Source organism: Chlorobium sp., from assembly GCF_036528655.1.
Taxonomy (GTDB): domain Bacteria; phylum Bacteroidota; class Chlorobiia; order Chlorobiales; family Chlorobiaceae; genus Chlorobium.
Window position 1 is genome coordinate 1 of record NZ_JAIGND010000005.1, and the last position, 19,847, is coordinate 19,847.

At 55.6% G+C, this 19,847-nt stretch carries 17 protein-coding genes and 1 tRNA gene; 5 read left to right on the forward strand and 13 right to left on the reverse strand.

The features are described from left to right. Positions 1 to 283 precede the first annotated feature (283 nt). The 6 genes from K4305_RS01910 to K4305_RS01935 form a co-directional block, all read right to left on the reverse strand. The gene (locus K4305_RS01910) at positions 284 to 1,483 is read right to left on the reverse strand and encodes an aminotransferase-like domain-containing protein (RefSeq protein ID WP_331560647.1); all 1,200 of its coding nucleotides are present in this window, start codon (positions 1,481 to 1,483) and stop codon (positions 284 to 286) included. A gap of 89 nt (positions 1,484 to 1,572) precedes the next feature. Next, positions 1,573 to 2,001 (reverse strand): ACT domain-containing protein, encoded by a 429-nt coding sequence (locus K4305_RS01915; RefSeq protein WP_331560648.1) that lies wholly within the window; start codon positions 1,999 to 2,001, stop codon positions 1,573 to 1,575. Between the two features lie 17 nt (positions 2,002 to 2,018). Next, complete coding sequence (locus K4305_RS01920; RefSeq protein WP_331560649.1) at positions 2,019 to 3,320, reverse strand: phenylacetate--CoA ligase family protein; 1,302 nt, start codon at positions 3,318 to 3,320, stop codon at positions 2,019 to 2,021. Further along, a complete protein-coding gene (locus K4305_RS01925; RefSeq protein ID WP_331560650.1) occupies positions 3,317 to 3,913 on the reverse strand; it encodes an indolepyruvate oxidoreductase subunit beta in 597 nt (198 codons plus the stop codon). The genes K4305_RS01920 and K4305_RS01925 overlap by 4 nt, the downstream gene beginning before the upstream one ends. A 5-nt stretch (positions 3,914 to 3,918) precedes the next feature. Then, complete coding sequence (locus K4305_RS01930; RefSeq protein ID WP_331560651.1) at positions 3,919 to 5,529, reverse strand: thiamine pyrophosphate-dependent enzyme; 1,611 nt, start codon at positions 5,527 to 5,529, stop codon at positions 3,919 to 3,921. Between the two features lie 171 nt (positions 5,530 to 5,700). Beyond that, a complete protein-coding gene (locus K4305_RS01935) occupies positions 5,701 to 6,906 on the reverse strand; it encodes an ArsA family ATPase (RefSeq protein ID WP_331560652.1) in 1,206 nt (401 codons plus the stop codon). 291 nt (positions 6,907 to 7,197) lie between these two features. Here K4305_RS01935 and K4305_RS01940 point away from each other — a divergent pair, with 291 nt between their 5' ends. Then, positions 7,198 to 7,953, forward strand: a complete 756-nt coding sequence (locus K4305_RS01940) for a DUF3298 and DUF4163 domain-containing protein (RefSeq protein ID WP_331560653.1) — start codon at positions 7,198 to 7,200, stop codon at positions 7,951 to 7,953. 273 nt (positions 7,954 to 8,226) lie between these two features. Continuing rightward, a complete protein-coding gene (locus tag K4305_RS01945) occupies positions 8,227 to 9,126 on the forward strand; it encodes an alpha/beta hydrolase (RefSeq protein WP_331560654.1) in 900 nt (299 codons plus the stop codon). Between the two features lie 48 nt (positions 9,127 to 9,174). Here K4305_RS01945 and K4305_RS01950 read toward each other — a convergent pair whose 3' ends face one another. The 5 genes from K4305_RS01950 to K4305_RS01970 all read right to left on the reverse strand — a co-directional run bounded on the left by K4305_RS01950 (position 9,175) and on the right by K4305_RS01970 (position 14,177). Further along, entirely contained in the window at positions 9,175 to 9,720 is a 546-nt protein-coding gene (locus K4305_RS01950; RefSeq protein ID WP_331560655.1) for a nitroreductase family protein, read from the reverse strand. Further along, entirely contained in the window at positions 9,704 to 10,318 is a 615-nt protein-coding gene (locus K4305_RS01955; RefSeq protein ID WP_331560656.1) for a DUF1997 domain-containing protein, read from the reverse strand. Before K4305_RS01955 ends, K4305_RS01950 begins: the two co-directional genes overlap by 17 nt. Positions 10,319 to 10,484: 166 nt before the next feature. Continuing rightward, positions 10,485 to 11,561, reverse strand: a complete 1,077-nt coding sequence (gene prfA / locus K4305_RS01960) for a peptide chain release factor 1 (protein WP_331560677.1) — start codon at positions 11,559 to 11,561, stop codon at positions 10,485 to 10,487. 16 nt (positions 11,562 to 11,577) lie between these two features. Next, complete coding sequence (rseP, locus tag K4305_RS01965; protein WP_331560657.1) at positions 11,578 to 12,939, reverse strand: RIP metalloprotease RseP; 1,362 nt, start codon at positions 12,937 to 12,939, stop codon at positions 11,578 to 11,580. 89 nt (positions 12,940 to 13,028) lie between these two features. Further along, the gene (locus tag K4305_RS01970; RefSeq protein WP_331560658.1) at positions 13,029 to 14,177 is read right to left on the reverse strand and encodes a 1-deoxy-D-xylulose-5-phosphate reductoisomerase; all 1,149 of its coding nucleotides are present in this window, start codon (positions 14,175 to 14,177) and stop codon (positions 13,029 to 13,031) included. Between the two features lie 156 nt (positions 14,178 to 14,333). On the opposite strand from K4305_RS01970, the gene K4305_RS01975 reads away from it, so the two are divergent. Next, positions 14,334 to 14,407: transfer RNA gene (locus K4305_RS01975), tRNA-Val, on the forward strand. 60 nt (positions 14,408 to 14,467) lie between these two features. Here K4305_RS01975 and K4305_RS01980 read toward each other — a convergent pair. Next, the gene (locus K4305_RS01980; RefSeq protein ID WP_331560660.1) at positions 14,468 to 14,677 is read right to left on the reverse strand and encodes an acylphosphatase; all 210 of its coding nucleotides are present in this window, start codon (positions 14,675 to 14,677) and stop codon (positions 14,468 to 14,470) included. Positions 14,678 to 14,696: 19 nt separating this feature from the next. Next, positions 14,697 to 16,784 (reverse strand): ATP-dependent zinc metalloprotease FtsH, encoded by a 2,088-nt coding sequence (gene ftsH, locus K4305_RS01985; protein WP_331560661.1) that lies wholly within the window; start codon positions 16,782 to 16,784, stop codon positions 14,697 to 14,699. A 276-nt stretch (positions 16,785 to 17,060) separates the two neighbouring features. Between ftsH and pyrF the strand changes: the two genes are divergently transcribed. Next, positions 17,061 to 17,885, forward strand: coding sequence for an orotidine-5'-phosphate decarboxylase (pyrF, locus tag K4305_RS01990; RefSeq protein ID WP_331560662.1), 825 nt, complete (start codon positions 17,061 to 17,063; stop codon positions 17,883 to 17,885). Positions 17,886 to 17,987: 102 nt separating this feature from the next. Next, positions 17,988 to 19,832 (forward strand): glutamine--fructose-6-phosphate transaminase (isomerizing), encoded by a 1,845-nt coding sequence (gene glmS, locus K4305_RS01995; protein ID WP_331560663.1) that lies wholly within the window; start codon positions 17,988 to 17,990, stop codon positions 19,830 to 19,832. Positions 19,833 to 19,847 lie beyond the last annotated feature (15 nt).

The following is a 19,847-nucleotide window of genomic DNA, read 5'->3' on the forward strand; positions in this document are numbered from 1 at the left end:
GGGCAGTGGGTCGGAAGCACGAGGTGATTGACGAGGAAGAGGTTGCCAACGGATTGGAATCAGGAGACAGGAGTTATGATGTGGAAGCCTGTGGATGGAAGAGGAAGATTATTGCCCACGGATTGGCGCCTGCGTTGCCCGGCTTTGCCGATCAAATCAGGCGCTGATTTTTTGGAGGGAGAGCGCGGTTCCCGCTGATTGAAGATTGGATTTTCACGGATGGATGTGCCATCAAACCGACAAGCCCTCTCGCCCTCCCCACTCAGAACTCAGAACTCGGCACTCATCCTTCCCCGCACACTTCCCTGATCGCCCTTGCCACTACCGGAATGCCCCGCTCGATCTCTTCCGGGGTGTTGTTGCAGTAGGAGAGCCTGATGGCGTTGTTGCGCCTGCCTTCGGGGTCGAAGGTGCTGCCGGCGACGAAGACGGCTCCGCCTTCGATGGCGTGTTTGAGAATTTCCGTGGCGTCCGCTCCTTCGGGAAGGGTGAGCCAGATGTAGAATCCTCCTTTTGGTTCGTTCCATCGCACATAGTCCGGCAACTCGCTTCGGAGCGCTGCGGTCATGCAGGCTGCCCGACGGCGGTACTCGTTGCGTATGGAGGCGATGTAGCTGTCGATTCTGCCCGAGCGGATGAATGCGTCGGCGATGACCTGGGTGAAGCTCGGCGAGCAGGCGTCGGCGGACTGCTTGATCAGTTCGCATTTTTCGTGGATGGCTTCGGGAGCGAGCAGCCAGCCGAGACGGAGGCCGGGGCCGAGGATTTTGGAGAACGATCCGGTATAGCAGAGGTCGATGCCTTCGGGGTCGATCGATTTGAGGGGCTGCAGCCGTTCGCGATCTTCTTCGCTGAACCAGAGGTCGCCGTAGGCGTCGTCTTCGATGATTGGGATGTCGCGTCCCTGCATGACCTCGATGAGCCGGCGTTTGCGACGGGTGGTATAGAGCATTCCGGCCGGGTTGTGGAAGTAGGGCGTGAGGTAGAGTAATTTTGCGGGATCGGGCTTCAGGACTTCCTGTTGCAGCATGCTGATTTCGATGCCTTCCTCATCGACCGGAATGGAGACGATGTCGGCTCCGCAGGCCTTGAAGGCCGCTATCGCTCCGATGAAGCAGGGGTACTCGCTGAGCACCCGGTCGCCGGGGTCGATGAATGCACGGGCGAGGATGCTGAGCGCCTGCTGGGAGCCGGTGGTGATCATGAGCCGGTTTTTCTGTACGGGCAGCCCTTTTCGTTCGAGGTAGCCGGAGAGCGAATCGAGCAGCGACGGCAGGCCGGGGGTCGGGCCGTACTGGAATGCCGCCTGCTTGGTTTTCGGGTCGAGGTTCCGGAACAGCTCCCCGACCTCTTCGACCGGAAAGAGATCGTTGCCCGGCATTCCTCCTGCGAAGGAGATGATGTCGGGCCTCGAAGCGAGGCTCATAAGCTCCCTGATTGCCGAGGAGCGAAGCGCTGATACTGATTGCGAAAATCTTGGCATTGCTGGTTATTTTCTTCCTTTCACTTATGCGCCCTTGCGTCCTTTATCACCCGCTTATTCCTGCTCTCCTTTTCTTCACAACTGGAACTTCACAGCTGGTACACGTCGCCTGCCTGCAGCAGTTCGAGCTTGTGCTCCTGCAGCACATCGATGATGCGATCCAGCGAGTCGGCCCGGATGACCACCGTGGCCTTGCAGTCGCCCGAGGCGAAGGCGTACATGTAGTCGATGGCGATGCCGTTGTCGGAAATGATCTGCAGCGCCTTGTGCAGCCCGCCGGGTTTGTGGGGCACGATCATACCAACCACATCGGTAATCCTGACGGCGAAGCCGTTTTTGCGCAGCACGTCGGCGGCTGCGTCGGGTCGGCCGACGATCATGCGCAGAATGCCGTAGTCCGTCGTATCGGCGATGCTGAAGGCCGAAATGTTGATGTCGTTTTCGGCAAGGATGCCTGTCAGTTCGGTCAGCCTGCCGGTCCTGTTTTCGAGAAACACCGATAATTGTTTGATGATCATGGTCTTCTCCGTGGTGTTTATTTGAGTTTTCGTTTATCGACTACCCGCTGGGCCTTGCCCATGCTGCGCTCGATCGTGCCGGGCTCGACCAGCCTTATGGATGCGCTGAGGCCGAGCAGGCTTGAGATGTTGGCATGAATGCGCCGGCGGAGATTTTCGAGTTCTTTGACTTCGTCGCTGAAGAACTGTTCTTCGACCTCCACCTGAATTTCGATGGTGTCGAGGTTGTTTTCGCGGTCGACGACGAGCAGGTAGTGCGGTTTGGTTTCGCTCATTTCAAGCAGCACCGATTCGATCTGCGACGGGAAGACGTTGACTCCCCTGATGATGAGCATGTCGTCGGAGCGTCCCACGCATTTTTCCATGCGTACCAGCGTCCTGCCGCACTGGCAGGTTTCGGCGTGCAGGCGGGTCAGGTCGCGCGTGCGGTAGCGGACGAGCGGCATGGCCTCTTTGGTAACCGTCGTGAAGACCAGCTCTCCGAGCTCTCCGTAGGGCAGTACATCGCCGGTTTCGGGATCGATGATTTCGGGTATGAAGTGGTCTTCGAAGATGTGCATGCCGTTCTGGCAGGAACATTCCATCGAGACGCCGGGTCCTATGACTTCGCTCAGGCCGTAGATGTCGTAGGCTTTCAGTCCCAGCAGCCGCTCGATCTGGGCGCGCATCTCTTCGGTCCACGGTTCGGCGCCGAAGATGCCGGCTTTGAGTTTTATGTTTTTCCGGTCGATTTTTTCCTCAGCAAGAGCTTCGCCGAGGTAGGCCGCGTAGGAGGGCGTGCAGGCGATTGCCGTAGAGCCGAAATCCTCCATGAGCTGGAGCTGCTTTTTGGTGTTGCCGCCGGAGATGGGGATGACCGAAGCTCCCACTTTTTCGGCTCCGTAGTGCAGGCCGAGGCCGCCGGTGAAGAGGCCGTAGCCGTATGCAACCTGGACAATATCGGATTTCGTGACTCCCGCCATGGTGAGCGACCGGGCGACCACTTCGCTCCACATGAGGATGTCGTTATGGGTGTAGCCGACGACCGTGGATTTCCCTGTGGTGCCGCTCGATGCGTGCAGCCGGACGACATCCTGCAGCGGCACGGCGAAGAGGCCGAAGGGGTAGGTGTCGCGAAGATCCTGTTTGGTGGTGAAGGGCAGCTTCTGCAGGTCGTCGATGCTCCGGATGTCGCCGGGTTCGATGCCCTTTTCCTGCAGTTTCAGGCGATAAAAGGGAACATTGAAATAGACTTTTTCTACCATGGCCTGCAGTCGTTCGCCCTGCAGTTTCCGGAGCTCCTCGCGCTCCATGCATTCGTAATGCGCGTTCCAGATCATAGGACTGTCTGTTGAATTGACTGTTGTGAGAATGCGACCCCTTTTCTGAATGCGTCGATGTTCATGGCGACGATTTTCTCTCCCTTTGTTTCGAAGAGTTCGATGATGCCGGCTTCCAGTATGTCCTGATCGAGGGCGATGAAGGGCGTTGCGGCGCCGAGCATCACCATGTTCGAGGTTTTTGCGCTTCCCGCTTCGCGGGCCAGAGCGGCGGCATCGACGAGCACAGGGCTGCCGGTACGGCGAAGTTCGGCTTCGATCAGTTCGAAGGGCGGATAACCGGCCATATTGACGACGGTTTCGGTTGCCGTGACGATGCGTCCTTCAGGGGAGAGGAAGTGCAGGTAGCGGAGTGCTTCGAGCGGTTCTACCGAAAGAATGATGTCGGCGGTTCCTTCGGTAATAAGGCCGGAGTGGATTTCCGCGTCCGAAATGCGCAGGTGCGACTGTACGGCGCCCCCGCGCTGGCTCATGCCGTGCACTTCGGCCTGGTGAATATGGAGGCCGCAATGCAGCGCGGCGAGGTCGATGACCGCGGCGATGCTCAGGATGCCTTGTCCTCCGACGCCGGATACAATAATATCGTATTGCATGGTCGTTACTGGTTGGCTGGTTTGCTTCCGGATCTTCGTTTTTTCCGGGCAGCGGTTTCTATGCATTCCCTGACCGCCAGCACCACCGAAATGCCGGGAAAGGCGATTTCTTCCCTGAGCGTCGCCATGTTCTCCTCCAGATTCTGTTTCAGGGGAACGATCGTTCTGATGCGTGCTTCTTCGACGCCGAGGCCGCGACAGATGGAGCGGAGTTTCGATCCCGTAGCCGCCGAGGCCTGACCTCCTGTCATGGCGGTGGTGTCGTTGTCGGCGATGATGACCGTGAGTGGAGTTTGTTCGTTGACTGCGTCGAGCAGGCCGGTCATGCCGGAATGGGTGAAGGTGGAGTCGCCGATGACGCAGACTGCAGGGCGAAGGCCGGCATCCGCGGCGCCTTTTGCCATGGTGATCGCTGCGCCCATATCGACGCAGGTGTGAATTGCGCTGTATGGGGGCAGGGCTCCGAGGGTGTAGCAGCCGATATCGGAAAAGACGTGGCGGTTTTCGAAACCCTCCATGACCCGGTTCAGCGCTTCGAAGAGATCGCGGTGGCCGCATCCCCGGCAGAGCTCGGGCGGGCGGTTCGCAACGATGCCTGGAATCGCCGCCGGAGCCGGGCGTTTTACCCCGAGCGCTTCGGCCAGCAGGCTTGTCGTCAGTTCGCCGGCACGGGGCAGCGCGCCGTCCATGCGTCCGGTGATTTTCCGGTCGTCGAACCATCCTCGGAGCAGTTCTTCGTATATCGGGTATCCCTCTTCGGCGACCAGCACGGTTTCGCATCGGGCGAAGAGATCTTCGACCATATGCCGGGGAAGCGGATACTGGCCGATTTTGAGTACGGAAATATCGAGGCCGAAGGTTTTTTTCGCTTCCATTGCGTAGTTGAAGGCTATGCCGCAGGCAAGCACCCCCGTGGAGCCGTTTCCGGGGATCATCCGGTTCAGCGGGGAGGAGCCGGAGAGACGTTCCAGGGACTCCTGTTTGCCGAGCAGCCCCGCATATTGCCGCCGGGCGTTATGCGGCATCAGCACGAACCGTTCGGGGGCATATTCCGCATGAAGGGAGTTTTCGTCGCGAGCCGCGACGCGGGTCACTCCCGCCCGGGAGTGGGCAAGGCGCGTGGTCAGCCGGAGCAGCACCGGAAGTTTCAGGGATTCCGAAAGATCGAATGCCCGTACTGTCGCGTCGTAGAGTTCCTGCTGCGAAGCGGGTTCGATTACCGGCACCATGGCAAACCGTCCGTAAAAACGGCTGTCCTGTTCGTTCTGCGAGGAGTGCATCGACGGGTCGTCGGCCACGGCAAGTACCAGGCCGCCGTTGACGCCGGTTATGGCCGAGTTTATGAACGCGTCGGCAGCGACGTTCAACCCGACGTGCTTCATGGCCGAAAGCGCTCGTTTTCCGGCATAGGACATGCCGAGGGCGGCTTCATAGGCGGTTTTTTCGTTTGCCGACCATGATGCGTGAACGCCGCGTTCAGCGGTTTCCCGGCTTTTCCTGATGAATTCGGTGATTTCGGTCGAGGGGGTTCCGGGATATGCGTAAACGCCCGATATTCCGGCATCGAGAGCTCCGGAGGCGACAGCCTCGGCTCCGAGAAGAAGATGTTTTTTCATACAGGTGTAAAAATTTGCTCCCGAAAGATCATATTTTTTTACCTGCAAAGCCAATGAAATCAGGCAGATCGGGCATATCCGCCGTTGAATTCCGCTTTGGCCGGCGCCCGAGTTCCGGATTGTGACTGAAATATTCCGGATTCTTCCCGTAAGCGGTTATGCCGGGAATGATCAGGCAGAGGCGGAAGCCGCTTCTTTTTTGCGGAAGTCGATCTTCAGCCATTTCTCCTCGTAACCGGCTTCGGCCACCCTCATGCCGGCCAGGAATACCGGGAGCACCACGCCTTTCTGGTAGTTGCCGATCCGGACGGTGAGCGAATCGCCGATCTGCACCACGTTGGCTTCCATCCTGTTGTCGAAGACGAACGGCAGGCGGAGCCTCATGACGTAGTGGCCGTCCGAGACCTTTCTGATATCGACATGCTCCTCGTGGTAGAAGATATCGAGAGGATTCTTTTGGCCGTAAACGACCTCGCCGACCTCTTTGAGCATATCGAGGCCGAGCACTTCGCGCCGGAAGAGCGGCACTTTCGTGATTGGTATCGGGGCGAAGGTTGTTTCGATCTGGTCGATGTACCTGTGCTGTATCTCTTTCCATTCCTTCATGTACTGGCCGTCCACCTCGTCCATGAACACCCGGTTGATGACGACCTGATCGACCGTGATGCCGTAGAGGTTCAGGTAGGTGAGTGCGCGCATGGACTCCTTGATCACCATCTTTTCGGGGTTCATCACGAGGCGCACGGTGGTTTTCGACGAGTCGGAGAGCAGTTCGATGATTCCTTCGATGGATGAGAAGAGGTGATCGACCTGATCGTAGACGTCGGTATCCGGCACGAGGTCGTGCAGCTTGCCTACCCGTTTCGAGAGCGGACGGATGACCGGTTTGACCACATATTTTTCGAGGTTGCGCATCAGCTTGAGCATCCATCCGAATGTTTCCGGCAGGGAGAGCAGACGCAGGGTTTCGCCCGTGGGCGCGCAGTCCACCACGAGAAGGTCGTACTCGTTCGATTCGTTGTAGCGCTTGATGTAGGAGAGCGAGAAAAGCTCCTCCATGCCGGGCAGTACGCCCATCTCTTCGACGTAGATGCCCTGAATGCCCTGTACCTCCATGAGGTGGGCGAAGTGTTCGCGCACGATCTCCCAGTTCAGGTTGAGGTCGCCGTAGACGCTCACCTCCTGCCCGTAGAGATTTTCGGCGATCTGAACCGGAGACGGCCCGAGTTCGATATCGAAAGAGTCGCCGAGACTGTGGGCCGGATCGGTGGATATGACGAGCGTCCTGTAGCCCATCGATGCAGCCTTTACAGCGGTTGCCGCTGCGATGGATGTCTTTCCGACGCCCCCTTTTCCGGTGAAGACGATGTTTCTCATGGCCGCTCCCCGTGGTCAATGATTCGAAAAGATGCTTTTTGTATTTTAACCGTTATAGTCGGCAGTTAATTCATAAGTCGGTTCGGAACGAATACAGCCTGCCTCTTTCGGAATAATCGCGGGAAACCGCAATAAATAACGCATTATTCTTCTGCCTGTCTATTGTATGGCCTGACTGACTGAAGTATCAAAATCTGACGAGTTATGAAAAATCACAAACGTAAAGCATTTATTTTTTTGTTCCTCGCATGCTTTATGATTATGGCGTCCGCATGCGGAACCGGCAATGACATGGGGATACGCGACGATCCTGCAGGAAACGGCGTTTCCGATACGCTTTCGTACAGGATGCTGCGGATTGAAAAAAAAAGTGATGGAGACAAGGCGGCGGCCCCTGAACATGTTGCTTACTGCAAGTGTGAGTATCCGGTGTTTTCAGGCGGCACGCCTTCAGAAAACATAAACGCCACACTGCAGTCGTGGATAGCGGACAGCACCGAGCTCGCTCCCGGAGAGGGCTACAGCGGCAAAAGATCCATCGGGGATCTTGCCGATAATTTTCTCAGGGAGTATCGGCGCGAGCGAAAGGAGCGCGAAAGCGTCCCCGCCTACGAGTTCAATCTGAACGGTTCGGTTCTCCTGAACAGGAAGGGCGTTCTGACGGTGAGCATTTCCACGCAATCCTATACCGGAGGGGCCCACGGCAATTACGGTACACGGTTTTTCGTATTCGATGCTCTTTCGGGCAAGCGTCTTTCCGTCGGGGATCTTTTTGTTTCAGGGTTCGAGGATCGGCTGAACAGGCTGATCGACAGTCGCTACCGGCAGATGAAAGGGTTGTCTGAAACGGAACGGCTCGACGGCGAGAAAGGCCAGTTGTTCGAAAACGTTATCCGCTTTACCGACAACGTCGCATTGACTCCGGAAGGAGTGACCTTTTTCTACAATAACTATGAGATAGCCGCCTATGTCTACGGTCCTACTGAGATCACGCTTCCTTACAGTGATGTTGCTGATATTCTGAAACCGGAATTCAGGTCGTTGTGAGGCTGTCTCGGAAGCAAATTAAAGGAGGGCGGACATTCCTGTCCGCCATTACACCCGAATCAGAATGGCGGGCTGGAAAACCCGCCCTCCTTTCAGGATGAAGTTTTTCAGGCTGCTTTATTCAGGCATAATGAGGATCGGAGAAACAGGAGTCTGTTTCGATTATACTTCTGAGACCGAGTCCTCGTCTATTTCGGTTTGCCTCGCCGATTCATTGTTGAAATGCGGCTGTTCCGAACGGTTCGGGTTACAATAATTCAATTATCAGGTACAATGCGCGATAATGAATGGATGTCTTATTACGATCGATTCGGATACTTCTCTGCCGAGAATGTCCGCAGTGGGTGTCATCCGAGAATAATGGAACATGGCCATCGCCCGCAAAAGGCAATCGTGCTCGTCCACGGCCTGTCCGACTCTCCTTACTTCATGGCGGCTATAGGGGAGTACTTTTTCAATCGCCTTGGCTATAACGTCTATCTCCCGCTGCTTCACGGCCACGGCCTGAAAGAGCCGAACGGCATGGAGGCGGTCGACCTTGATGAGTGGAAGGCAAATGCCGCTTATGCAATCTGCGCGGCGGCATCGAAAGCTGATGAGGTGTCGGTCGGAGGTCTCTCGACCGGCGGGGCTCTCGGTTTTTACATGGCAACGGTCAATCCCGACGTAAACGGCAGGCTCTATCTGTTTTCAGCGGCGCTCGATCTTGCAGGAGGCCCCTATGGTTTTATAGGAGAGATCAGGGAAAAGCTGCTGCAGACATTTCTTGCCGATTTCCTTGATACAAACCAGCCTCTGGTGGGCGAGAATCCTTATCGATACACTCATGTGGATATGGATGGAGCCTCCGAACTTGCCCGCCTGATAGGGGAAACCGATTCTCTCATCGGAGGGTTCAGCCGGCGGTTCCCTTATTCCCGGAAAGTGTTCGCGGCTCATTCGGCATGTGACACAACTGCGGACATTGCCGGTATAGAAGCGTTAAAAGCGGTATCTCTTCAGGATCGTTTCACCCTTTTCAGGATTCCCGAAGATCTCGGAGTCAGACATGCGAGCGTGGTGCTGAAAGATCCGATCATGAACGGCGGCAAGCAGCTTGAAGCCGCGAATCCGGTGTTCGGGGACATGATGGCGGCGATAGCGGCTTTCGAGAAGCGGCAGGATGGAGTCTGACAGAAGGATCGGCATGCGTTACCGGTCAGACGATCTGAAATTCCTCATTCAGAGAAATACCGCCACTTCTTCGATGGACTTTCTTGTTTTAGGTACCGTTACGGCATCCGTAGCGGGATAACCGAGCGGGGTGAAGGCGAAAATCTCTTCGTCGTCATTGAGTCCGAGGGCGCCGTAAAGGATGTCGCGGTCGAAGGCGGCGATCCAGCAGCTGCCCACGCCTTCATATGCCGCCGCAAGGATCATATGGTCCATGGCGATGGCAAGGTCGGTTTCAAGCGAGGTGTAGCCGTCCTTTGCCCGGTGCCAGGCGCCGCTGCGTTTTCCCTTTACGACGAGCAGGTAAGGCGCGCTCTGTACCCAGTCGCGCGAGTAGCAGGGATATATTTTTTCCAGCATTTCCGGGGAGCTTATCACGATGAATGTCCATGGCTGGAGGTTTTTTCCAGAGGGAGCGAGCCTTCCGGCTTCGAGGATGCGCCGCAGGACATCCTCCGGTATCGGTCGGTCTTTTGCGAAACTGCGGATGCTGCAGCGGTCTCTGACGAGATCGTGGAAATTCATCGGGAGGTTGTGTTCATGCGTGCTGGACATGGCCGAAATCCTTCGATATGCTGTGAAACATCCTGTTTGTTGCGGTCTGCATGATCATCGACATGCCGGCGTTGGTCATGGCGCGGATGATCTGTTCGGGTACGATGCGGAATGCCGGGTAGAGCACGAAACGTACATCGATTTTCAGGTCGAAGTGCACTCTCGTTCTCTCGGTTTCCTGCATGGGGTGTATGTGCATGTCGGCGTATGCCCGGCCTTCGAAAAGGTAGTTTTTCGGGTCGTCCACCGGACTTTTCGGCTGGTGATGGTGCCAGCGGATTTTTTTGCCGACGGTATACTGTTCGATCATTTCGTCGGTCAGTTCGTCCGGATCTATGCCTGCGAGGGCGTCCGGAAGTTCGACGAGCAGTTCTTCTGATTGCTCGACATAGAAAATGACGTCAAAAGGATTGTTCTGCGGGTCGGTTACCCTGAAGTGCCATCTGTAGATATTCTCTTCGGAAGTCTCTTCTACCTTATGGCAGAATGGGTTGAATCCGAGTATTCTGGCGTGGTCGGTAAGATAGCTGACCGTTCTGTCGAACTCTCCGAAAAAAATCCATTCGCCCCTGCTTTTTCCTGTGGCTTCCATTTCCATGTGACCTGTTCTCTCCCTGCCGTGGTGCTGTCGTCAGCTTTTCTGTGTGGGTTGTTGCCGGGTAATCGTTTTCATGGGGTTGAGGCTACCCTGTTTATAAATATACAGACTATCACTGAAAAATATAAAGCGGACGTTCATTTCATCTGCAGGAATTCGAGGAAACTCAGCTTTCTGCGGCAGTCTGCAGCCGTTCGGTCTGATCGTGCAGTTTGAGCGCTTCGATGATGTCGACGAGATCTCCCTGCATGATCTGCGGGAGCGCGTGGCTGGTGAACCCTATGCGGTGGTCGGTTACGCGCGACTGAGGGTAGTTGTATGTCCTGATTTTTGCGCTCCGGTCGCCGGTCGTCACCATAGAACGGCGAAGATCGGCGCGTTCCTGCTGCTGCTCGGCGAGCTGCCGGTCGTAGAGCTTCGTGCGCAGCATGGTCATTGCCCGTTCCTTGTTCTGCAGCTGGGAGCGCTCTTCCTGGCAGGCCACGACGATGCCCGAGGGAGCATGGGTGATGCGGACGGCGGTTTCGACCTTGTTGACGTTCTGACCGCCCTTGCCTCCGCTGCGGTAGGTGTCGAAGTGCAGATCTTCGCGGCGGATTTCCACATCCACCTCTTCGGCTTCGGGCAGAACGGCGACGCTGGCTGCGGAAGTATGGATTCGGCCCTGGGTTTCCGTTTCGGGCACGCGCTGAACGCGGTGGACCCCGCTTTCGTATTTCATGGTGGCATAGACGTCGTTGCCGCTCATTTCCAGCACGGCTTCCCGGAATCCTCCGGGCATGGAGCTTTCGGTATAGTCGAGCATCGTGCATTTCCATCCCTGGCGTTCCGCATAACGCTGGTACATGCGCAGGAGGTCCGCGACAAAGAGTGCGGCCTCTTCGCCTCCCGTGCCGGCGCGGATTTCGATGATCACGTTCCGTGAGTCGGCTTCGTCTTTCGGCAGCAGGAGCACCTTGAGCTGCTGTTCCAGTTCGGGGATCTGCTGCTGCAGGTCGTCGATTTCAGTCTGGGCAAGTTCGCGCATTTCCGGGTCCTTCTCGCATTTCAGCATTGCTCTGGATTCGTCGAGCTGGCGTTTAGCCTGGGTATAGCGATCGAATGCCTGTACGATGTCGCGAAGGTCGCTGTACTCCTTGTTGAGTTTCCTGAAACGGTTCTGGTCTGTTGCGGCACCCGGATCGGCGAGCTGCTGCTCGAGATCGAGATGCCTTTCCTTTATCGCCTGAAGTTTATCGAACATGGTCATCTGCAGACGATCAGGGATTCAGGATGTCGTTCAGGAGAATGTAGGCGAATAGCGTGAGCAGCAGCGCCATGCCGATCTGCTGGATACGCATTTTGACCTCGAATGGCAGTTCCCGGCCGATTATTCCCTCGACGGCGTTCATGACGAACTGTCCGCCGTCAAGCGCCGGTATCGGCAGGATATTGATGATGGCAAGCGATATTGAGAGTACGGCAAGGAAATACAGAAAACTGATCGGTCCCTGTTCGGCGCTGCGTCCTGCAATTTTTGCGATTTTGACGGGTCCGCCGAGCGACTTGCGGAAGTCATCCTGTCCGGTGAATATCCGGGCGAATCCCTGGACGGTCATGACGCTCATTTTCCAGGTCTGGGATGTGCCGCTCGCTATCGACTCGAAAACGCTGAGATCGATGCGCTCGGTCTGCAGAGTCTGGCGCAGGGCGATACCGATTTTACCCGCCGCCGTGGGAACGACTTCAGTGACGGTCGAGCTTCCCGAGGCCATTATCGCAGCCGGATCGGTCAGCTTTCCCGGCGTCTGTTCAAGGTATTTCCAGGTAATGGCGAGAGGTTTTCCCGCACTGGCGGAGATGATGGATACGACTTCGGTCCAGTCCGAAACAGCTTTCCCGTCGATTGCTGTGATCAGCGCTCCTGGTTTGATGCCGGCTTTTGCCGCAGGTTCGCTGGCCAGCACGTCGTCGATGACAGGGATCATGGCGGGCCTGATGCCGAGCGCCTGGTTCTCGTTAAGACGGGAAAGCAGGTTGTCCGGCGCACGGAGTGTGATGCGTTTGCCGTCGCGAAGCACGGTATAGGTCAGTGACGTTTCCGTGAATGTTGCGGGATCGAGCGCTTCTTCCCAGCTTGAAACTTCCTTGCCGTTGACGGCAGCGATGCGGTCGCCGGTTTTCATGCCCATGACGGCGAATACCGAACCTTGCTCGATGTAGGCCGGATTGTCGACGGTGGTGCGCGATTCGCCGAATGCGAGGGTAACACCGATAAAAATAACCGCAGCAAGCAACATGTTCATGACGACGCCACCGGCCAGCACGATAAGGCGCTGCCAGACAGGCTTTGCGCGGAACTCCCATTCCTGCGGCTCCGAAGCCTGGTGTGCGGTGTCGAGACTTTCGTCGACCATACCGGCTATTTTGACGTATCCGCCGAGGGGGAACACTCCTATTCCGTACTCCGTTTCGCCTATTTTCTTCTTCCAGAGGCGCATGTTGAAGAAATCGAAGCCGATATAGAATTTGTCCACTCTCATGCCGAACAGCTTGGCGGTGAGAAAATGCCCGAGCTCATGAGCCGTGACAAGAATGAATATCGCTACAATGAAGAAAAATGTCGTGTTCAGAATGTCCATTTGTATCTATCGTTTCGTAATAAAAAATAGGTGCCCCGCATCGACGGGGCGCCGGGAAATTGTTATGATATTCAGGCTGGCAGCTGATGTTATCCGATAATGGCTTTTGCTGTTTCGCGAGCCCAGCGGTCGGCCTGCAGGTATTCGTCGAGCTCGACGGGAGCATAGGCGTTATGGGCCTGCATGGTTTTGTCTACCGTATCGGCTATTTCGGTGAATCCGATTTTTTTATCGAGGAAGGCGGCGACGGCGATTTCGTTGGCCGCGTTCAGCACAGCAGGGTAAGTGCGTCCGGCCTTGAGCGCATCGAAGGCGAGACGGAGCGCGGGGAATCGTTCCATGTCTGGTTCCTCGAAGGTGAGCGTGCCGATTTTCGTGAGGTCGAGTTTGCCGATGCCGGTTTCGCATCGTTCCGGATACGCAAGCGCATAGGCGATAGGCGCGCGCATGTCGGGCACGCCCATCTGGGCCATCACGCAGCCGTCGATATACTCGACCATCGAGTGGATGATGCTCTGAGGGTGTACCACGACGCCGATCTTTTCTGCTGGCATGTCGAAGAGCCAGTGCGCCTCTATCACTTCGAGCCCCTTGTTCATGAGCGTAGCCGAATCGATGGTGATTTTTGCTCCCATCGACCACTGCGGATGTTTGAGCGCCTGTTCCGGGCCGGCCAGTTTCAGCTCTTCGGCAGGCGTTTTTCGGAAAGGCCCTCCCGAAGCGGTCAGGATGATGCGTTCGATATCTTCGGTTCGATGTCCGGCAAGAGACTGGAAGATTGCGGAATGCTCGCTGTCTACCGGCAGCAGCTGTACGTTGTGCTGCCTGACCAGATCGGAGACCAGTTGTCCGGCAACGACGAGCGTCTCCTTGTTTGCCAGTGCGATATGCTTTCCTGCCTTGATGGCCGTGACGGTAGGTACCAGCCCTGCCGCGCCGACAATGGCTGAAACCACCATTTCAGCTTCTTCTGCGGCTGCGACGACTGCAGCGCCTTCGAGACCGTGGAAAATTTCCGGCTTGTGTTCGCCAAGGAGACCAAGAAGTTTTTCTGCCGAAGCGGCATCCCGAACCGATACTACAGAGGGTCTGAATTCATCGATCTGTTCGGCAAGCAGCGCTGTGTCGTGGCCTTCAGCCAGGCCTGTAATCGAGAACTTGTCGGGGTGCTGTCTGACGACATCGAGGGTACTGAGTCCGATCGATCCGGTACTGCCGAGAATTGATAATGATTTCATGTTTTTATAAAAAAAATTGCCGGTTTCGGGTGTAGCATGCCGGCATGAATTTATGCTTTTTCAGAACGGCTTACAAATCGGGTCTGGTCTGAGGATAGTCGTTTAATTATTCTTTTGCGTTGCAGCAAAAATATATTATAATAGTGGCCCGAAAGCGGGTTCCTAGCTCAGCTGGTTAGAGCGACTGGTTTACACCCAGTAGGTCGGGGGTTCGAATCCCTCGGGACCCACGAAAAACAGAACCTATTCAGGCAGGAGCGATCCTGCCTGTTTGCGTTGTACCTGTTCCGCTAACCACGGCTCCCGAAGACCCTTTTGCTTGCCTGTTTGGCCGGTTTCTCAAGATGCTGCTCGGGGCCCTGCGCTTCGATTTCAACCGTTCCTTCCGGCAGGCTCCTGATCCACCCGGATATGCAGGGTTTTACTGCTGTCCGTTCTGCGAACATTCTGAACCCCACGCCCTGTAGGAACCCGGAAACGATAAGACGCCCCCGTTTCATAATCACGCAGAGGAAGTTCTCAAGGCTCGCCCTTTTCCCGTGTTTCCTTCAGCTTTGCCACGGCGGCTTCAAGCTCTATCAGTTCCTCCTGGCTCATTCCGTTCTGTTCTGCGGCGACATCCTGTTTTTCGGCGACCGTTTCGGAGCCGTCGCATTCCGTGTGCAGATGGACGGGATATTTCCCTTCTGGTCGTTTGCCGAGAATCTCCTCGATCTGGCAGTACTGCAGCATTTCTTTCGAGAGCAGTTCCTTTGCGAGGGTTTCGAGTCTGTCACGGTTTGTCGTGAGCAGTTCGGTCACCTTCTGACGGGCTTTTTCGACGATCGCCTTCACTTCGCTGTCGATCAGCTGAGCGGTTTCCTCGCTGTATTTCTTGTTGATTCCGGGGCCTCCGGAATACGGATTGTTGCTCTCGTAATATGATAGATTGCCAAGCTTTTCGCTCATGCCGTAGACCATCACCATGTTGTATGCGATCCCGGTCACTTTTTCGAGGTCGTTCTGTGCTCCGGTGGATATTTCGCCGAAAACGATCTGCTCGGCGATTCTTCCGCCAAGCAGGCCGCAGATGCGTGCTGACAGCTCGTTTTTCGTCATGAGGTAGCGGTCTTCGAGCGGAATGTTCATGGTGTAGCCCAATGCGCTCATGCCGCGGGGAACGATCGAGATTTTCTGCACAGGATCGTTTTCCGGCATCATCCAGCTTACGATGGCATGGCCGGCCTCATGGTAGGCGACGATCTCCCTTTCGCGAGGATTGATGACTTTGTTTTTCTTTTCAAGTCCGGCCACGACCCTCTCGATTGCGTCCTCGAAATCCTTCATTTCGATGCTCTGCTTGTTTCTGCGCGATGCGAGCAGCGCGGCTTCGTTGGCGGCGTTGGCTATTTCAGCGCCGGCGAACCCGGGAGTCTGGGAGGCGAGCGCTTTGATGTTTACGTCAGGCGAGAGCGACATGTTTTTGGTATGGACCTTGAAAATGTCGATGCGGCCTTTCAGATCGGGTTTGTCGACCATGATCTGACGGTCGAAGCGGCCCGGTCGAAGCAGGGCTGAATCGAGCACGTCCGGTCGGTTCGTCGCCGCCATGAGGATGACGCCCTTGTCAGTTGCGAAGCCGTCCATTTCGACGAGAAGCTGGTTCAGCGTGTTTTCCCGTTCGTCGTTAGCGCCCATCATGGCGCCTTTGCCGCGGCTTCTGCCGACGGCGTCTATCTCGTCGATGAAGATGATGCAGGGCGCTTTCTCCTTGGCCTGACGGAAAAGATCGCGTACCCTCGCTGCGCCGACGCCGACGAACATTTCAACGAAGTCGGAACCGCTGATGCTGAAGAACGGAACGTCAGCTTCGCCTGCTACGGCTTTTGCCAGAAGGGTCTTTCCGGTTCCCGGAGGGCCGACGAGCAGTACCCCCTTGGGGAGTTTTCCGCCCAGTTTCGTATACTTTTTCGGGTCTTTCAGGAAGTCTACCACTTCCATGACTTCAGCTTTCGCTTCGTCAAGTCCTGCGACATCCTTGAAGGTGATGCGGGTGTGCTCGTCGAGATTTTCGTACAGCGCGGCCTTGTTCTTGCCGATGTTCATGAACTGCGAGCCCGGTCCTCCCATTCGGCGGAAAAAGAAAAAGTAGATGCCGATAAGAAGCGCGAATGGCAGAATCCACTGCAGCAGCTCGCCAAGCCAGGTATTGCTCGGCAGTCCCTGATATTTTATTCCTTTGCTTTCGAGCAGGCCTATGAGTTCGTCGTCGCGAACCGGCGTGACGAATACCTCGTTTTCAGGTGCAGAAGAACGGGGAATGATAAGTCCGGGCTCTTTTTTAGCGGGTTCCGGGGCGGCCGCGTCCGTTTTCGGCTGGCTTTTCAGTTCCACATAGATGCGTTCGGGGGAGATTCGTACCGACTCGATCCTGTTTTCTTCAATGTATTTGCGGAACGTGCTGTAAGGGATTTCAACCGACGACCCGGACCAGAAAAATGCGAGCTGTATGCCTATCAGCAGCAGGATTACCATCAGATAGTACATTATCGAGAATTTCGGGCGTTTTTCGTTGCTTTCCGGTTCGTTGCTGTATGGATTTGTGGGTTTGAACAGGTTTTTTGCCATTAATCAGTCAATCATTGTTTATTGGTGAGCGTTTCAGTCATGAGACATCTCTATCGGAGCACAAGTCATGCAATTTACGGGAATCCTGAATTTAATGAAGCATCCCGAAATAAACATATTTATATATTACGGGATGAAAGAATGTTCCCTGCAGGTAATAAGTTGCAGTATGCGTTGGATGTCGCTGTTTCTCATTGCCTTGAGGCAACGGGCATGTCGTTACGGGAGGTTTGTATAAAAGGCATTTTTTTAATTCGAAGTAAACGGAGAGAAGCATTGAGTACCGCTCGCGAGAAGGCCAACCGCAGGATATCGTCCATAAAGTCGCTGCTGTGCGTAGGTCTGGACAGCGATCCGGAAAAAATACCGGAGGTTTTTCGCGGCTGCTCCGATCCCGTGCCCGCATTCAACCGTTCGGTCATCAGGGCGACAAAGGATTATGCGGCCGCATATAAAGTCAATACCGCTTTTTATGAAGCGTCCGGCGTGCAGGGACTCCTCGATATGGAGAAAACGCTTGTCGAAATACCGCGGGAATGCCTGTCGATAGCTGATGCTAAAAGGGCAGATATCGGTAACACCAGCAGAAAGTATGCGCAGGCGTTTTTCGAACACTGGCCTTTCGATGCGGTTACTGTTGCCCCGTATATGGGATTCGATTCTCTTGAGCCTTTTTTTGCTTATACCGACAAGCTTGTTTTCGTGCTCTGTCTGACCTCGAATGCCGGATCGCAGGATTTCGAGGAGCAGCTCATGCTCGACGGCCGACCTTTGTATGAGGTCGTGCTTGAACATGTTGCCGGGTGGCAGCAGTCCGGCAATGCCGGGGTCGTTGTCGGCGCCACAAAGACCGGTCGGCTTGGCGATCTGCGACGTAAGGCCCCGGGGTTGTTTTTTCTCATTCCGGGAGTCGGAGCCCAGGGAGGATCTCTCGACGATGCCGTCAGGGAAGGCGCCGATTCCAAAGGCGAGAGCGCCCTTATAAATGTCAGCAGGAGCATTATATATCCTTCCGGGTCGTTCAGGTTCGTCGAAGAATATGAGGCTGCCGTTGCCGCGGAGGCTGAAAAAATGCGCGATGCCATGAGGCTGGTTTTTTGATGTTTATTATCATCTTATACTTGTTTTTTATTTATATCTCCCCCAACCGGCACCCTGTCAGTTCGGTAATCGGCGGGATGCCCTCAGTTTAAACTGCTTGCCATGTGCGGAATCGTTGGTTATATCGGTAAACGGGAGGCGGCGCCCCTTCTGTTGAACGGCCTCAGGCGTCTGGAGTATCGCGGATACGACTCGGCAGGCATTGCCGTTCTGAATGGAAATCTTTCGGTCGTAAAACAGAAAGGCAGTGTGGCGAATCTCGAGCTTGCCCTTCAGGAGAGCGGCGACAGGCTTTATGGCGCAACGGTGGGCATCGCGCATACCCGTTGGGCCACACACGGCGATCCCAGCGACCGCAACGCGCATCCGCATCTTAACGGCGCGGGTGATATTGCCGTTATCCACAACGGGATCATAGAAAACCATATGTCGCTCCGTCTGGAGTTGTCTTCGCACGGCTATGCTTTCCGAAGCGCAACCGATACGGAAGTGCTTGTGCATCTCATCGACCGAATGTGGAAAGAGGAGCCTTCTTTTTCGCTTGAAGGCGCGGTGCGCCGGGCTCTGCAGCATGTCGAAGGAGCATACGGCCTGTGCGTGATTTCATCGCGCGAACCCGGCACGCTGGTTGTCGCCCGCAAGGGAAGTCCGTTGGTGCTGGGTCTTGGCGAGGGGGAGTATTTTGTTGCTTCCGATGCCGCGCCTATCGTAGAGCATACCCGTAAAGTCGTCTATCTCGGAGACGGAGAAATGGCTGTCATTACCGAGGCCGGATATACGGTGAAAACCGTCGAGAACATAGAGACCGAAAAGGTTGTTACCGAACTGGATTTCGAACTCGAGGAGATTGAAAAAAGCGGATTCGAGCATTTCATGCTCAAGGAGATTTTCGAACAGCCTGCCGTCATGGAGGATGTCATGCGCGGCAGGGTTCGGCTCGAAAGCGGTTCGCTGCATCTCGGCGGGATCAAGGATAACCTCGAACACCTGCGCAAGGCGAAACGGATCATCATCTGCGCATGCGGCACGAGCTGGCATGCCGGTCTGATCGGCGAATACCTGATCGAGGAGTTCGCGCGTATTCCTGTAGAGGTCGATTATGCTTCCGAGTTCCGGTATCGCAATCCGGTTATTACTCCCGAAGATGTGGTGATCGTTATTTCTCAGTCCGGCGAAACCGCCGATACACTTGCCGCACTGCGAGAGGCTAAAGATAAGGGCGCGCTCGTCATGGGCATCTGCAACGTGGTCGGTTCGACAATCGCCCGCGAAACCCATTGCGGCATGTACACACATGCGGGCCCCGAAATCGGAGTCGCATCGACCAAAGCGTTTACCGCACAGGTTATCGTGCTGTACATGGTAGCGCTTGCCCTCAGCCAGGGTCGAACGCTCGGCGACGAGGAAATTGCCGGCTATCTGCAGGAACTGTCGGAGGTTCCTGCAAAAGTAGCGGGGATTCTAAAGGGAAACGAGGCAATTCACGCTATTGCTGAGAGTTATCGTGACGCACGGAATTTTCTCTATCTTGGCCGGGGTTACAATTTTCCTGTGGCGCTGGAAGGCGCGCTCAAGCTCAAGGAGATTTCATACATTCATGCGGAGGGGTATCCCGCAGCCGAGATGAAGCACGGGCCCATAGCGCTGATCGACGAGGATATGCCTGTAATTTTTATAGCGATCCGCGACAATACCTATACCAAGATTCTCAGCAACATCGAAGAGGTACGCAGCCGTAAAGGGAGGGTTATAGCAATCGCCAGCGAAGGCGACGAAGAGATCCGTTCGCTTGCCGATCATGTCATCTATATTCCCTCAGCAGCTGGACCGGTGACCCCGTTGCTGACGGTCATTCCTCTGCAATTGCTCTCCTATCACATAGCGACGCTTCGGGGCTGCAATGTCGATCGTCCCCGTAATCTCGCAAAATCCGTTACCGTGGAATAATCTGAAAGGAGTATA